Annotated in this window: 12 protein-coding genes; 7 read left to right on the plus strand and 5 right to left on the minus strand. The window is 65.4% G+C overall.

The features are described from left to right. The 4 genes from JQ616_RS22590 to JQ616_RS22605 all read left to right on the plus strand — a co-directional run bounded on the left by JQ616_RS22590 (position 1) and on the right by JQ616_RS22605 (position 4,790). Positions 1 to 1,095 carry an LLM class flavin-dependent oxidoreductase gene (locus tag JQ616_RS22590; RefSeq protein ID WP_212018170.1) on the plus strand — a complete coding sequence of 365 codons (1,095 nt, stop codon included), beginning with the start codon at positions 1 to 3 and terminating at the stop codon, positions 1,093 to 1,095. Then, positions 1,092 to 2,033 (plus strand): ABC transporter substrate-binding protein, encoded by a 942-nt coding sequence (locus JQ616_RS22595; protein ID WP_212018172.1) that lies wholly within the window; start codon positions 1,092 to 1,094, stop codon positions 2,031 to 2,033. Before JQ616_RS22590 ends, JQ616_RS22595 begins: the two co-directional genes overlap by 4 nt. A gap of 404 nt (positions 2,034 to 2,437) precedes the next feature. After that, positions 2,438 to 3,283 carry a CmcJ/NvfI family oxidoreductase gene (locus JQ616_RS22600; RefSeq protein ID WP_212018174.1) on the plus strand — a complete coding sequence of 282 codons (846 nt, stop codon included), beginning with the start codon at positions 2,438 to 2,440 and terminating at the stop codon, positions 3,281 to 3,283. 277 nt (positions 3,284 to 3,560) lie between these two features. Next, a complete protein-coding gene (locus JQ616_RS22605) occupies positions 3,561 to 4,790 on the plus strand; it encodes an MFS transporter (protein WP_212018176.1) in 1,230 nt (409 codons plus the stop codon). Between the two features lie 13 nt (positions 4,791 to 4,803). Here JQ616_RS22605 and JQ616_RS22610 read toward each other — a convergent pair whose 3' ends face one another. From JQ616_RS22610 to JQ616_RS22625, 4 genes are read right to left on the minus strand one after another with little or no spacing between them, the layout of a single operon-like run. Next, positions 4,804 to 5,568 (minus strand): anti-sigma factor family protein, encoded by a 765-nt coding sequence (locus JQ616_RS22610; RefSeq protein ID WP_212018178.1) that lies wholly within the window; start codon positions 5,566 to 5,568, stop codon positions 4,804 to 4,806. Beyond that, positions 5,565 to 6,095: an RNA polymerase sigma factor gene (locus JQ616_RS22615; protein WP_212018180.1), complete on the minus strand. Its 531-nt coding sequence runs from the start codon at positions 6,093 to 6,095 to the stop codon at positions 5,565 to 5,567. Before JQ616_RS22615 ends, JQ616_RS22610 begins: the two co-directional genes overlap by 4 nt. Continuing rightward, positions 6,092 to 7,549 (minus strand): YncE family protein, encoded by a 1,458-nt coding sequence (locus tag JQ616_RS22620; RefSeq protein WP_212018182.1) that lies wholly within the window; start codon positions 7,547 to 7,549, stop codon positions 6,092 to 6,094. Before JQ616_RS22620 ends, JQ616_RS22615 begins: the two co-directional genes overlap by 4 nt. Beyond that, the gene (locus tag JQ616_RS22625; protein WP_212018184.1) at positions 7,549 to 8,046 is read right to left on the minus strand and encodes a DUF305 domain-containing protein; all 498 of its coding nucleotides are present in this window, start codon (positions 8,044 to 8,046) and stop codon (positions 7,549 to 7,551) included. The genes JQ616_RS22620 and JQ616_RS22625 overlap by 1 nt, the downstream gene beginning before the upstream one ends. 234 nt (positions 8,047 to 8,280) lie before the next feature. Between JQ616_RS22625 and JQ616_RS22630 the strand changes: the two genes are divergently transcribed. The 3 genes from JQ616_RS22630 (at position 8,281) to JQ616_RS22640 (ending at position 13,328) form a co-directional block, all read left to right on the plus strand. Then, positions 8,281 to 9,933, plus strand: coding sequence for a hydantoinase B/oxoprolinase family protein (locus JQ616_RS22630; protein ID WP_212018186.1), 1,653 nt, complete (start codon positions 8,281 to 8,283; stop codon positions 9,931 to 9,933). A gap of 7 nt (positions 9,934 to 9,940) precedes the next feature. Further along, on the plus strand, positions 9,941 to 11,980 hold the full coding sequence (locus JQ616_RS22635; protein WP_212019120.1) for a hydantoinase/oxoprolinase family protein: 2,040 nt from the start codon (positions 9,941 to 9,943) through the stop codon (positions 11,978 to 11,980). Between the two features lie 106 nt (positions 11,981 to 12,086). Further along, complete coding sequence (locus JQ616_RS22640) at positions 12,087 to 13,328, plus strand: ABC transporter substrate-binding protein (RefSeq protein ID WP_212018188.1); 1,242 nt, start codon at positions 12,087 to 12,089, stop codon at positions 13,326 to 13,328. 171 nt (positions 13,329 to 13,499) lie between these two features. Here the strand turns inward: JQ616_RS22640 and JQ616_RS22645 are convergent, their stop codons facing one another. Beyond that, a complete protein-coding gene (locus JQ616_RS22645; protein WP_212018190.1) occupies positions 13,500 to 14,714 on the minus strand; it encodes a mandelate racemase/muconate lactonizing enzyme family protein in 1,215 nt (404 codons plus the stop codon). Positions 14,715 to 14,852 lie beyond the last annotated feature (138 nt).

Here is a 14,852-nt window from a genome sequence, read left to right on the forward strand (position 1 = left end):
ATGCCGGTCGAGTTCATCGGCTTCATCACCAACAACAATGCCTCCGAGACCATCGTCCGATCAGGCCCGGTGCTCGATCCGCCCTATATCGAGACCGTTGCCAAGGCCCATGAGCTGGCCGGTTTCGACCGCGCGCTGCTCGCGTTCCACTCGACCACGCCGGATGCATTGCAGGTCGCGCAGCATGTGCTCACCATCACCAAATCGCTGAAGGTGATGATCGCACAGCGGCCGGGTTTCACCGCGCCGACGCTGCTGGCGCGCCAGCTCGCGACGCTGGATCAGTTCTATGGCGGCCGCGTCTCGCTGCACGTCATCACCGGCGGCAACGCCATCGAGCTGCGCCAGGACGGCAACACGCTCGACGACAAGGACGAGCGTTACGCCCGCACCAGCGAATTCCTCGACGTGGTACGGCTGGAATGGACCAGCGAGAAGCCGTTCAACTACAGCGGCAAGTATTACAATGTCGAGAACGGCTTCTCGCAGGTGAAGCCGTTGCAGAAGGGCGGCATCTACACTTTCGTCGGCGGCGGCTCGGATGCCGCGGTCGAAGTCGCCGGCAAGCATGCCGACACCTTCGCGCTGTGGGGGGAATCCTACGCGCAGGTGCGCGACGTCACCGCGCGGGTGCGCGCTGCTGCGGCCAGGCATGGCCGGCCGACGCCGCGCTTCAGCCTGTCGGTGCGCCCGATCCTGGCCGACACCGAGGAGAAGGCGTGGGCGAAGGCGGAACATATCCTCGAGCGCGCCACCGCGCTGCAGGACAAGACCGGCTACCGCCGGCCCAATCATGCGACCGACGGCGCCAAGCGGCTGCTGGCGCTGGCGGATCAGGGCACCCGCATCGACAAGCGGCTGTGGACCGAGATCGCAAAGCTCACCGGCGCCAACAGCAACACCACGGCGCTGGTCGGCACGCCCGAGCAGGTCGCCGAGGTCTTCGCCGATTATTACGATCTCGGCGTCAGCCACTTCCTGATCCGTGGCTTCGATCCGCTGGTCGATGCGATCGACTATGGCCGAGCGCTGATCCCGCTGACCCGCAAGCTTATCGAAGCGCGCGACCAGCAGCGGGGGATCGCTGCCGAATGATCCGTCTCATTGTCGCGGCGGCACTTGCGCTCGCCGCTATCGATGTTGCCGCCGCGCAGACCACGCTGCGCGTCGGCGACCAGAAGGGCAATTCGCAGGCCGTGATGGAAGCGGCTGGCGTGCTCAAGGACCTTGCCTACAAGATCGAGTGGAAGGAATTCGCCGCCGCGGCGCCGCTGCTGGAGGCCTTGGGCGCCGGTGCAATCGACACCGGCCTGGTCGGCGATGCGCCGTTCACCTTCGCGGCCGCCGCCAACGTCCCGGTCAAGGCGATCGCCGCGGTCAGGCAGTCCGGTGAGGGGCTCGCCATCGTGGTGCCGGAGAATTCCGCCATCAAGAGCTTTGACGATCTGCGCGGCAAGAAGATCGCGACCGGCCGCGGCTCGATCGGCCATCAGCTGATCCTGGCCGCGCTGGAATCCAGGGGCTGGAAGGCAAGCGACGTGCAGATCGTGTTTCTCGCGCCGTCGGATGCGAAGGTCGCCTACACGCAAGGTTCGGTCGACGCCTGGTCGACCTGGGAGCCTTATGTCAGCCAGGAAGAGGTGCTGTTCAAGTCGCGCCGCGTCATCACGGCGGACGGCATCACACCCGGCCTCGGCTTCCAGGTCGCAACGCCGGACGTGATCAAGGCCAAGCGCGCCGAGCTCGAGGATTTCGTGCGCCGCCTCGCCGCCGCGCGCGCCTGGTCGCAGAATAATGTCGCGGGTTACGCTGCAACCTGGGGCAGGCTGATGAACATCCCGCCCGCGGTGCCGCTGAACTGGCTGACGCGCGCCAAGATCCGCATCGCGCCGATCGACGACAGCGTGGTGGCCGACGAGCAGAAAACCATCGACCTCTACGACCGCTGGGGCCTGATCCGGCAGAAGGTCAACGCTGCGGATATCGTCGACCGGTCGTTTGGTGCCGCGGTCGAGAAGGGCGCCGGGCTGTAAGCGCGCAGTCGCGCGACCTCTGGTGCTTGCGCCGCGCATGTCGAGAGAGCGTGCCGTGTGGCACCCCTCTCCCTAACCCTCCCCCGCAAGGGGGGAGGGAACCCATCCGTTGGTGCTTCCCTTACATCGGTGCAGTTCGTGTAGAATCCTTGCTTTCGTGAGGTGAGCACCTTGGTCGGGCTCCCTCCCCCCTTGCGGGGGAGGGTGGGGAGAGGGGTAAGCCGCGAGCGGGCCTGTTCGAATGGCAGCGAAATAACCATCCACGTCGCGACGACGACACCGGAAGGAATTTTCCCGTTTCGCATCGGAGAGAACCGCAACGTTGCTATTTTCGTCATCCCCTTGTCGCTCGCTGCCGCGCCGCCAAGATCAAAAGCACGAACAACCGAGTCCGGGAGATCACCGTGGGCCTTCAAGAAACTCGCATCGAGTCGCTGCCGTTTGTGACCGCTGAACTGAATTACCTCGCGCCGACGCCGGGCAAGCCCCGGACTTACGCTTTCGATCCGCCGCCCGGCGAACCCAAATCCACCGCGCTGCCCGAACCGCACAATGTCCCGATCTTCGACGGGCGCCTGATCGCCGAGAGCTTCTCGCTCGACCGCGAAGGCTTTGCGCTGGTCAAGCATCCGACCAGCGTGAAGGACTATTACGACGACAACGAAGTCCGCAACGTCTACTACCCCGCGGTGGAAGCCTTCCTGAAGGCGACGCTGAAGGCGGATCGTGTCTTCATCTTTGATCACACCGTGCGCAAGCGCGTTGAGGGCGCGGCTGATATCCGCGGCGGCGGACCGCGCCAGCCGGCGACCCGCGTCCATGTCGACCAGACCGCGGTCTCCGGCCACAACCGTGTGTTTGAGCATCTGCCCAACGAAGCCGAGCAGCTCGTCAAGGGCCGCGTCCAGGTGATCAATCTGTGGCGCCCGATCCGCGGTCCGCTGCGCGATTCACCGCTGGCGATGGCCGACGGCACCACCATTGCACCGGAGGATCTGATCGCCTCGGATCTAATCTACCCGAACCGCAGCGGCGAGACCTATTCGGTGAAGTACAATCCGAACCATCGCTGGTTCTACATTCCCGAGATGACGCCCGACGAGGCGATCCTGCTGAAATGCTACGACTCGGCGACCGACGGCCGCACGCGGTTCGGGCCGCACACGGCCTTTGTCGATCCGACCACGCCGGCGGATGCGGCGCCGCGCGAGAGCATCGAACTCAGGACGTTGGTGTTTCATAAGCAGTAGTCAACGAAGCTAGCCCCAAAATCGGTGTGCTCCCTCTCCCGCTTGCGGGGGACGGTTGGGGTGGGGGTTCTCTCCGCGAGTCATACCGTGGAGAGAGCCCCTACCGGATCTTATCTACGATGCGATCCGACCTCCCCCGCAAGCGGGAGGGGTAAGGCGAGCCCGCGGAGAAGCTGAGCTAAATCCGCTCTGCCTAGAAAGTTGGCACCCCCATCCAATAATGTTACGCCCGTCCCGAAAGCGCTCAGGGAAGAGGCGAATCGTGGACGGCGTGGTGATGACGAAAGAGGCGGGGATCGGGTTCCGCGCCCTGGTTCTGGCGCTTCTGGCATTGGCCTCGGGTCACATGCTGTCGACGCTGTTGCGGACGATTCCGGCGATCAGCCTCGATCTGATGGCGCGGGATTTCGGCACCTCGCCGCAGGCGCTGGCGAGCCTCACCTCGATCTATCATTTCTCCTTTGCCGCCTCGCAGATCCCGGTCGGCGCCGCGATGGATCGCTTTGGCGTGCGGCCGGTGTCGCTGAGCCTGCTTGCCGGTACTGTGGTCGGGACGCTGGTCTCGGCGATTGCCACCGGTCCCGCCAGCTTCGTGCTCGGCCAAATGATGCTCGGCGTCGCCACTTCGGGCATGCTGATGTGCCCGATGACGCTGGCCGCCAAGCAGATGTCGGCGGCGAAGTTCGGCCTGTGGTCCGGCCTGATCCTTTCGATCGGCAATATCGGCATGCTGCTGTCGGCAAGTCCGCTGGCCTTCGTGGTCGATCAATTCGGCTGGCGGGCCGGCTTCTGGGTCGCGGCCGGCTTCGGCATCGTGGTGCTGATCGCGGTGTTCGCGCTGGTGCCGCAGCAGCCCGCCGCGCATGCGGATGATTCCTCACCATTGCAGCAGATGGCCGAGGTGCTGCGGCTCGGCCTGTCGCGCGGCCTGCGCGGGCTGATTGCGCTATCGCTGGTGTCGCTCGGCGCCTCGCTGGTGCTGCGCGGTCTGTGGGGCGGGCCGTGGCTGATGGATGTGAAGGGGCTGAGCCGCATCGAGGCCGGCAATGTGCTCGGCCTGTTCACGCTGGCGATGATCGTCGGCCCGGCCTGCATCGGCGCCTTCGATCGCAAGTTCGGACATCGCCGCACCATGGTGGCGGCAACGCACGTCATCGCCGCGCTACTGCTGGTGCTGATGGCGGCTGGCGCGCCGCATTTCCCGGTCTCGAACCTGTTCGGCGTTGCCGTGATGCCGTCGCAATATGATCTGGTGCTGCTGATCCTGATCGGGCTCGCCACCTCGGCGCAGCCGCTGATCTACGGCATGACGCGGCAGCTCGTCGACGCCCAGAACACCGGCAAGGCGCTGTCGTCGGTCAACCTCGCGTTCTTCCTGGGCGCGGCGCTGCTGCAATCGAGCACCGCCGGCGTCGCGGCGCTGTTCGGCCTGCCGGCGGTGCTGCTTTTCATCGCCTTCGCGCTGGTGATCGGTACCGTGCTGTTCTGGGCCTACACCAAAGCCTAGCGCTCAGGTCCGATCAAATCGCCTGCGCCTGCTTGCGGATTTCGTTGGCGAGCGGCTTCAGCTGTTCGGCCGCGCCCCGTCCCACGACGCTATAGCCCGTGCCGCCGTCGGCCCAGGAGAAGCCCGCGACGTCGCCACCCGAATGCGCGGCCATCGGCGCGTTCTGATCCGTCGTCATCGGACGGGTCAGGACCACAAGCCGCTCGCCGTGATCGTCGTCATACATGAACATGGCGGCCGGACCGTGCGCAGTCGGCACCACGCGTCCGCCCATCAGGCGATAGCCCGACTTGGTCAGATCCGGCAACTTGACCGGCTGTTGCAACCTGTTCGAAACCCATTGCACTAGCTCGGCGCTGTCGCGCAGCTCGACCGGCCGGGTCCGATCGGAGGCATACACCTTGTAGGAGTCGCTTGCTTCCTGGGCGAGCGCAGCAAGGCCACCCGTGGGCCCGTCGGTCGCGCCGCGGATCGCCCACCCGCCGACGCCGCCGATTGCAAGCATCAGCATCGCCGCGATCGCCCAGCGGAAGGAGGCGGGGCGGCGGCGCTTGCTCTCGATGATCCTGGACAGATTGAGCTGCGGCGGCAGCGGCTCCTCCGCAATCGGCGCCAGCGCCGCGCGCAGCATGCTGCGCTGGTCGGAAAACGACGCGACACGCTGGGCTACATCCGGATGGTCGTCCAGATAGGCGGCGACCTCGGCCTGACGCTCCGGCTCGAGCGCATGGTCGACATAGGCGTGCAGATCGTCTTCCGAGATCGGGCGATTGCTCATGGCTTGCTCCGCAACTGCACGACATTCCCCTGCTGGTGATCCGCGGGCCGTTCGAGTTCCTGCTGCAATCTCTCGCGTGCCCGCGACAGGCGCGACATCACGGTGCCGACAGGAATGTTGAGCACCTTGGCGGCCTCCGCATAGCTCAGGTCTTCGACGGCGACGAGCAGCAGCACCGCGCGCTGTTCTTCGGGAAGCTTTGCGAGCTTCCCGAGCACGTCCTGATAGATCAGTTTTTGTTCCTGCACCGCGCTTTGTTCGAACTCGTGCTCGCCCGCCTCGTCGATGCTGACGTGCCGGGCGCGCGCGGCGGCGCTGCGGAATTGGTTGATGGCAAGATTGTGCAGGATGGCAAACAGCCACGACTTCGGGCTGCCGGTGTCGCGCCGTTGCTCCCAATGACTGACGGCGCGCTCCAGGCAGTCCTGCACCAGATCGTCGGCGGCCGCGCGGTTGCGGACCAGCGCGCGCGCATAGCGGCGCAGCGCTGGAATCACCGGTTCGATCTGGTGCAGCATGTCGCTCATGGTGCTTGCACCTGGATCACGGCTCCGAGCTTCGCCGGCTCGCCTGATGCGATGACGAGATAGCGCCGTTCGGCCTTGGCCGCGCTTTGCACGATCTGCCGGATCGGTCCGGTGGCGTTGACGATCGCGGAGCCCGCGGGGTTGGTCATGAAGGCCGCCAGTGGCTCGACCATTCCGCCGCCGTCGGCGTGTTGAGCCAATCCTAGCACGTAGTGCTGCTTGGGTTCGAGCCCGGTGACCGACGCCTGCACCACCTGGATCAGGCCCTGGTCGAACAGCGAGACGCTGGTCGGCGGCTTGTCGCCCTTCGCATGCTGCTTCGGCGCCAGCGTAAGGTGGGCGGCCTGGCCGGCGACGCCGAGCTCTTGCAGGTTCTGGCGATCATCGGGATTCGGCGCGGCGTTCGGCACATATGCGATGGCTTGCGGCGCCTGGCCGATCGGGATGTTGGCAATCACCTTGTTGGTCGCGGTGTCGATCGCGGCCAGTGCATCGGCATTCTCTAGGCCGACATAGATCCGCGAGCCGTCGCCGGACGGCCAGATGCCGTGCGGCAGGTTACCCACCGGAATGGTCGCGACCTCTGAGAAGTCGTCGGTGCGGAACACCTTGATCTCGTTGGTGCCGCCGATGGTGATATAGGCGAAGGTCCCCTTGGCCGTCCTCGCGAAATTGACGTGGTTGGTGATTGGACCGGTGTCGATGGTCTTGATCGGATTGAATGGCGGCTTGGCGTTGAAGACCTGCGTCTTGCCGGTATCCTTCAGCGTGAACCAGACCTGTTCGCCATCGGGCGTGGCTGCGATGTTCGGGCAGAACGGGCTTTCCTGTTTCACCTTGGCGACGATCTGATGATCGGCCACCGAGACGACATCGGTCTCCGGATTGAACGACGAGCAGATGTAGCCGTACTTGCCGTCGGGCGAGAAGATCTGCATGCCCGGTCCCGGCGGCACCTCGATCCGCATGGTTTCCTTGAAGCTCGCGGCGTCGATCACCGAGATGTAATTCTCGCCGCGCACGGTGACCCAGACCTCCTTGCCGTCAGGCGTGAAGAAGGCCTCGTGCGGCGAGCGCCCGACATAGGTGACGTGCTTGACCGCATTCGTTGCCGTGTCGATGAAGGTCACCGAGTTCGAGCCGATCGAGACAATGGCAAGCGTATGGTGGTCGGGCGAAAAGCCCATGCCGTGGACCAGCACCTGTCCCTTGTAGAGAGGGCTGAAATTGCCGGGCTGTAAGTCGCCGAGCCTGATCACGCCGAGCAGCTTGTTGTCGACGGGATCGGTGACCGACACTGTGTTCGAGAACTGTTCGGCGGCGTAGACGCGGTCGTGATGACTGATCGGAATGTCGGGCGTGGATGCCGCGCCCGGGGCCTGCCCGGCGAAGGCGGACGTCGACAGCACGATCATGCTGGTGGCCAGCAGGGCCTTCATCAATGGGCTCGTCATCACTTGGTCTCCTGCTTCATCATGTCGTGGTGCATGTTCATGTGATCGTGGCCGGTCGCCGCCGGGCCGGGTTTCGCGCCGGGCTGGGTCGGGGCGGGCGATGTGTTCGTGACCTGTTCGCCGAGCGCGAGCTTCATGGCGTCGATCTCCTGCCGCTGCTCGACGATGATCTCCTGCGCGATCCGGCGCAGCCGCTCGTTCTTGCCGTAGCGGAGTTCGATCACGGCCATGTCGATCGCACCTTGGTGGTGCGGCGTCATCATCGCGACGAAATCGCGATCGATATCGCCGCTCGGCTGGGCGGCCATGTCATTCATCATCTTGGTCATCGCCGCATCGTTCTCGGCAAGGAAGGCGCTCTCCTCAGTCGACTGCGCCGTCGAGGCCGGTTGGTGCGCCTCTTGCGCGAACGCTACCGGGGAGAGCATAACGACAAACAGCGCACGCGCGCCGAGCAGCGCGGCACCGATGCCGGGTCTGAAGAATCGCAGGATCATCACGTTCACCCCTGAAAGTTGGCTGGCACGGGTGGGACGCGGGGCGGCGAATTCTATTCCGTCGGAGGCGCGAAGATTCGTGCCGATCACGAATTACTGAACGGCGGAATAAATTCTGCGGCCCCGCGCCGCGGTTTGCGATCTGGAAACGTCTGGTTATAAGAGGGAATTCCGGTTTCGGTTGACCGGTGTCTCGATCCTCCCTGCGCCGCCCGGGCGCCAATAAGGGCCAAGATGTCCGTCAAGATCGATCCGATCACCCGCTCCGTTGTCCAGCACCGCCTGTCGTCGATCGTGAAGGAGATGGGCGAAGCCATGCTTCGCACCTCCTATTCGCAGATCCTCAATTCCAGCCGCGACTTCTCGCTGGCGATCTGCGACACCGGCGGAAGACTGATCGCGCAGGCCGATCACATCCCGGTGCATGTCGGCGCGCTGCCGTGGGCGACGCTTGCCGTCGAGGAGCGCTTCAAGGATGTCGCGCCCGGCGACGTCATCCTGCTCAACGATCCCTATCAGGGCGGCAGCCATCTGCCTGATCTGACCGCCTTCGTGCCAGTGTTCGACGGCGACAAGCGGCTGCTCTGGACCATCGTGCGCGCGCATCAGAGCGACATCGGCGGCGCCACCCACGGCGCCTACAATCCCGGCGCGACCGAGATCTACCAGGAAGGCATCCGGATTCCGCCGATCAAGCTCTACGAGGCCGGCAAGCCGCGCGAGGATCTGCTCGATCTGCTCGCTTTGAACATCCGCAACCCCCGGGAATTCCGGGGCGACCTCGCGGCGATGCTGGGCGCTGCGCATCTCGGCGAGCGCCGGGTCGCAAAGCTGTTCAGCGAGTTCGGTGCGGAGACGGTCGAAGCCGCGATCGAAGCGATTCTGGACGCGACCGAGCAGCAGACCCGCGCCGTGGTGTCGTCCTGGAAGGACGGTGTGTTCTACGGCGAAGCGCTGCTCGACGATGACGGCCACGGCCGCACCGACATCAAGATCGCCGCCAAGGTGACGAAACAGGGCAGCGACATCGAGGTCGATCTCACCGGCTCCGATCCGCAATCGACCAGCTTCGTCAACTCGTCGCATGCCAACATGCAGGCCGCGGTCGCGATGGCGTTTGCCTATCTGATCGACGCAGATATCCCGAAGAACACCGGCGCGCTGCGGCCGCTGAAAGTCGTGGCGAAGCAGGGCACCATCGTGTGGGCCGATCCCGGCCGCCCCGTGACCTTGTGCACCAGCCATCCCTCCAACGAGATCGTGGAAGCGATCATCAAGGCGATGTCGGCGTCCTGCCCGGATCGCGTGATGGGCGGGTGGGGACGCAGATTCCGGATCGCGATTCAGGGCGAGGATCCGCGCAACGGGCGCAATTTCATCTGGCACATGTTCCAAGCGCGGCCGGGTGGCGGGGCATCGCCGGGCGGCGACGGTTACTCCTCGATCGGCGAGTGGCACTCGGTCGGCGGTCTCAAATTCGGCAGCATCGAGGTTGCCGAGGTGCGCTTTCCCCTGCATTTCCGGCAGCACGAGTTCCGGCCGGATTCCGGCGGCGACGGCCAGCATCGCGGCGGCCTTGGCGTGGCGCTCGACATGGTTCTGGAGACCGAGAAGCCGGCCAAGGGCAACACTGCCGGTGACGGCGCGCGCCACGGCCCCTGCGGCATGCTCGGCGGCAAGGACGGCGAGCCGCATCACTACCGGCTGTTGTCGGAAGGCCGCGCGCCGCGCGTGTTGAAGACCAAGGAGGTCGGCATCGAGCTGCGTCCCGGCGACTGCCTCGAGATCCGCTCCTCAGGTGGCGGCGGCTGGGGTCCGTCTGAGAAGCGCTCGGCGGAGGCGCGAGCGCGTGACGCAGCGCAAGGTCTGGTTTCAAAGGTGGTGTAGGCAAGTGATGTACACGATTGGAGTTGACGTCGGCGGCACCTACACCGACCTGGTTGCAACTGACAAAACCGGACGCACCGTTTTCGCGAAATCACCGTCCACGCCGGCCGATCAGTCGGTCGGCGTCATGACGGGACTGGAAGAGCTGGCGCGCCGCCTCGGCGTCACGCGCGCGGCGATGCTGGCCGCGACCGATCGCCTGGTGCACGGCACGACGGTCGCGACCAACGCGCTGCTGGAGCGCAAGGGCGCCAAGGTCGCGCTGCTCACCACTGAAGGCCATCGCGACGTGGTCGAGATGCGCGAAGGGCTGAAGCCGGATCGCTACGATCTGCGCACGCCGCCGCCGGAGCCATTGGTGCCGCGCGAGCGCCGCTTCGGCGTACGCGAGCGGCTGAAGGCCGACGGCAGCGCGGCCATCGCGCTCGATCCAGCAGCACTCGGCGAGGTCATCGCCGAGGTGAAACGATCCGGTGCGAACTCGGTCGCGGTCTGCTTCCTGCACGCCTACCTCAATCCGGCGCATGAGCTTGCCGCGGTCGAGCGGCTCGCCAAGGAACTGCCCGACGTCAGCGTGTCGCGTTCCAGCGACGTGCTGCCGCAGATCAAGGAATATGAGCGCGTCTCGACCACGATCGTGAACGCCTATGTCGAGCCGACGGTGCGGCGTTATCTCACCAATCTGGAGCGCAGCCTGCACGAGGCCGGCTTCAAGGGCTCGCTGTTCGTCGTGCTGTCGCATGGCGGCATGGCGCCGGTGGAAGAAGCCTCGCGGCTTGCCGCAGGCACCGTGCTGTCGGGTCCGGCGGGCGGCATCTCCGGCAGTCGCCGCTGCGCCGAGATGCTCGGGATTCCCGACCTGGTGCCTTTCGACATGGGCGGCACCTCGACGGACATATCCTTGATAGCTGATGGCCAGGCCTCGCTCTCGGCCGACGGCATGCTCGCCGGCCAGCGCATCGCGCTGCGCAGTCTCGACATTGCCAGCATCGCGGCCGGCGGCGGCTCGATCGCCAGCGTCGACGGCAGCCGCACGCTGCGGGTCGGGCCGGAGAGCGCAGGCTCGGTGCCGGGCCCGGCCTGCTACGGCAATGGCGGCACGGCTGCGGCCGTCACCGATGCCAATGTCGTGCTCGGCTATCTCGATGCCGCAGCCTTCATGGGCGGCGCGCGGCCGCTCGATCGCGCGGCGTCGGACGCTGCGGTTGACCGGATTGCCGAGGCGCTCGAGCTGTCGCGGATCGAGGCGGCCGCCGGCATCTACAAGATGATCAATCTGAAGATGGCCGACGGCATCCGCCTGATGACCTTGCGCCGCGGCGTCGATCCCCGCAAATTCGCGCTGCTCAGTTTTGGCGGCGCGGCCGGCATGCACGCGGCTGAAGTCGCGCGCGAACTCGAGATCAAACGCATCATCGTGCCGACGGTGGCCTCGGTGCTGTCGGCCTGGGGCATGCTGACCAGCGATCTGCGCTACGAGGTCAGCCGCACCCATTACGGCACCGGCCGGATTTCCGCAGACGAGGTGAGGGCACTGTTCGCCGGGCTCGAGCAGCAGGCCGCCGGCCGGCTGCGCGACTGGTTCAAGGGCGACATCGCGATCGAGCGCTCGGCCGAGATGCGTTACGGCGAGCAGGTGTTCGAGATCGACGTGCCGCTCGGCGACCTCGATCTCGATGCCACCGATCTCGTCGCGCAGATCGAGGACCGCTTCCATCGCCGCCACGAGGAGCTCTACACCTATGCCTCGCGCGGCCAGGAAGTGGTGTTCGTCAACGCCCGCGTCGCCGCGGTCGGCAAGGTTGCGCCTGGCGGCAGCGAGGCCGGACAGGCTGTGTCAGCCGCGCCCTGCGCGCCGCGCGGCAAGCGGCAGGCCTGGCTCGGTGGCTGGCGCGAGGTGCCGGTCTATGCGCTCGACGATCTCAAGCCGGGCCATGCACTGGCCGGACCTGCTATCATCGAGGCCGAAACCACCACGGTCCTGGTCGATAATGGCGACCGTGTCGCGGTCAACCCGCTCGGCTGGCTCGACATAACATTGCGCTGAGGCCGGCCTCCGCCATCAACATTTCATTTTTCCGGCCTTGGCTTGGGCGATAAGCTCCGCGCGCTGGGAGGGAGCGCCGGCCTGTGCCGGCGTTGTGGCGATGTTGATGCAAACAAAACAACAAACTGCGCTTTCGATATCTTTTGCCCTCGCAGCTGTCTTCGTAGCTGTCCTGGCGGCGGCGCCGTCGCGCGCGCAGCAGGCGCCGGCGGTGGGCGGCGAGATCCGCGTCGGCAACGTCATGCCCTACACCGGGCCGCTCGCCGCGTTCGCCACCATCGGGCGGGCGGAGGCGGCCTATTTCGACATGGTCAACGAGCATGGCGGCATCAACGGCCGCAAGGTCAAGTTTGTCTCGGTCGACGACAGCTCCAATCCGAAGACCGCGATAGAGCAGACCCGCGATCTCGTCGAGAAGCAGGACGTGCTCTTGATGTTCGGCTCGTTCGGCACGCCGAGCAACCTCGCGGTCCGAAAGTATCTCAACGAGAGGAAGATCCCGCAGCTGTTCGTCGCATCCGGCGACGAGGAGTGGGCGCATCCGCGGGCCTTCCCATGGACCATGGGCTGGCAGCCGACCTTCCGCGCCGAGGGGCAAATCTACGCCAACTACATCCAAGCCGCCTATCCCTCGCGCAAGATCGCGGTGCTCTGGCAGAACGACCAGTTCGGCCGCGATTTGTTCAAGGGATTGCAGGAGGGGCTCGGCGACACCGCAGGGATGATCGTCGCCGATCTCGCGTTCGATGCATCGGAGACCGCGATCCAGAACCAGATCGGAATTCTGAAGAACTCCGGCGCCGATATCCTTGTGTTCGACGGCGCGCCGGCGATCGCGGCGCGTGCGATCCGCGTCGCCGCCGATCTCGATTGGCACCCGGTGTTCATCCTCGACAATGCATCGGCCTCGATCGCCAGTGCGTTGCGGCCGGCTGGCCTGCAGAATTCGCTCGGCGTGATCTCGACCTCGTTCCTGAAGGACGCCGGCGATGCCGCCTGGAAGAACGATCCGCAGATCAAGGCCTGGGACGCCTTCATGGACAAGTATTACCCCGACGGCGACAAGGACGATATCTACGCCGTGTTCGGCTATGCCGCCGCCGATACGCTGATGCAGGTGCTGCGCCAGTGCGGCGACGACCTGTCGCGCGACAACATCATGCGCCAGGCCGCCTCGCTGAAGGACTATCAGAGCCCGATCGCGCTGCCGGGGATCGTGATCAACACCGGGCCAAAGGATTTCCGCCCGATCAAGCAGATGCGGCTGGTGCAGTTCGACGGCAACGCCTGGCAGCCGATCGGTGACGTGATCGAGAGCGCATTCACCGCGGTGCGCGATGATAATTGAGGGGGCTCTTACCTCGCCCCGCTTGCGGGGAGAGGTCGGATCGCATGAAGCGAAGTGGAATGCGATCCGGGTGAGGGGGAGTCTCCGCGCGCTCAGCTCTCACCGTCTTTGCGGAGAGAGCCCCTCACCCCAACCCTCTCCCCGCAAGAGCGGGGCGAGGGGGCCGACCGCCTACTTCTTCAACCCGTAGTTCAACAACCCGCCCTTGTTCTTCGGCGGATGCGCGCGCAGGCCTTCCTCGTTCGGCTCGGTGCCCCAGCCGGGACGGTCCGGGATCACGAGATGGCCGTCGACGAACTCAGGCACATGGGTGAACAGCTCATGGTCCCAGGCCAGCCGATCGATGTCGGTCTCCATGATGCGCAAATTCGGCACCGCCGCGCAGAAATGCGCATTCATCATGGTGCAGAGGTGGCCGTAGAAATTATGCGGCGCGACGTTGACCTCGAAATGCTCGGCGGCCGCCGCGATCTTCATCGACTGCCAGACTCCGTTCCACGGCGTGTCGATGATCGCGACGTCCATCGCCTGCTCGCTGAAATAGGGCAGGAATTCGCGCAGGCCCAGCAGCGTCTCGCAGGACGAGATCGGATGCGGGCTCTGGCGGCGGATGTAGCCGAGCGCCTGCGGATTGAAGGTGTCGATCTCGACCCAGAACATGTCCATCTTCTCGATCGCGCGCAGGATCTTGAGATAGCCCTCGGTCTTGGCGTTGAAGTTGAGGTCGAGCAGCAGATCGACATCCGGTCCCGCGCCGTCGCGGATCGCCTCCAGATGCATGCAGAGATTGCGCAGCACAGTGCGGTCGACATTGATCTCGGGGGCAAACGGCGAGCCGAAGCCAGGCCGCCAGCCCATCGGCTTGCCGTCGGTATAGACGAAGATGTTGGTCTTCATCGCCGAGAATTTCTTCTCGCGCACCTCGGCGCCGATCGCCTTGACGCCGTCGAGATCGGTGATCGCCGGCTTGTACCAGTCGGGATGATTGATGCGCCAGGTCGCGCAATGCGACCAGTAGACCCGGACGCGGTCGCGGATCTTGCCGCCGAGCAGGTCGTAGCAGGGCACGCCGAGCGCCTTGGCTTTGACGTCGAGCAGTGCGTTCTCGATGGCGCCAAGCGCCAGCGCCACCACGCCGCCGGCGGCGGGGCGCGTCGCGGCGAACAGCTCGACATAGATCCGCTCATGCTCGAACGCGTTCTTGCCGACCACCCGCGCCGACAGCCGCTCGATCGCCGCGGTCACGCCGGGTGCGCCAAAGCCTTCGTCATATTCGCTCCAGCCGACCAGCCCGTCCGTGGTCGTCACCTTGACGAAGTGATAATTCCGCCAGCCGGCATCACAGGCGAGCGTTTCGATGGCTTTGATTGTTGTGGACTTGCTCATGGTTTCCTGCCCGGGCTGTTGTTGGTGTTGGGAGCACAATAGCGGATCGAGCAATGCGTCAACCGCACGGCGGCAGACCGTCAGCGCACGCTAGCTGCAAAGTGCTGCGGCAATCGCGTGAATTCCGTCAAGCGGAAG

The organism is Bradyrhizobium tropiciagri (genome assembly GCF_018130545.1).
Taxonomy (GTDB): Bacteria; Pseudomonadota; Alphaproteobacteria; order Rhizobiales; family Xanthobacteraceae; genus Bradyrhizobium; species Bradyrhizobium tropiciagri_A.

Coding starts and splice junctions, on each gene's coding strand:
- JQ616_RS22590 (WP_212018170.1), top strand. CDS start 1: ATGCCGGTCGAGTTCATCGGCTTCATCACCAACAACAATGCCTCCGAG.
- JQ616_RS22595 (WP_212018172.1), top strand. CDS start 1,092: ATGATCCGTCTCATTGTCGCGGCGGCACTTGCGCTCGCCGCTATCGAT.
- JQ616_RS22605 (WP_212018176.1), top strand. CDS start 3,561: ATGACGAAAGAGGCGGGGATCGGGTTCCGCGCCCTGGTTCTGGCGCTT.
- JQ616_RS22610 (WP_212018178.1), bottom strand. CDS start 5,568: ATGAGCAATCGCCCGATCTCGGAAGACGATCTGCACGCCTATGTCGAC.
- JQ616_RS22615 (WP_212018180.1), bottom strand. CDS start 6,095: ATGAGCGACATGCTGCACCAGATCGAACCGGTGATTCCAGCGCTGCGC.
- JQ616_RS22620 (WP_212018182.1), bottom strand. CDS start 7,549: ATGACGAGCCCATTGATGAAGGCCCTGCTGGCCACCAGCATGATCGTG.
- JQ616_RS22625 (WP_212018184.1), bottom strand. CDS start 8,046: ATGATCCTGCGATTCTTCAGACCCGGCATCGGTGCCGCGCTGCTCGGC.
- JQ616_RS22630 (WP_212018186.1), top strand. CDS start 8,281: ATGTCCGTCAAGATCGATCCGATCACCCGCTCCGTTGTCCAGCACCGC.
- JQ616_RS22635 (WP_212019120.1), top strand. CDS start 9,941: ATGTACACGATTGGAGTTGACGTCGGCGGCACCTACACCGACCTGGTT.
- JQ616_RS22640 (WP_212018188.1), top strand. CDS start 12,087: ATGCAAACAAAACAACAAACTGCGCTTTCGATATCTTTTGCCCTCGCA.
- JQ616_RS22645 (WP_212018190.1), bottom strand. CDS start 14,714: ATGAGCAAGTCCACAACAATCAAAGCCATCGAAACGCTCGCCTGTGAT.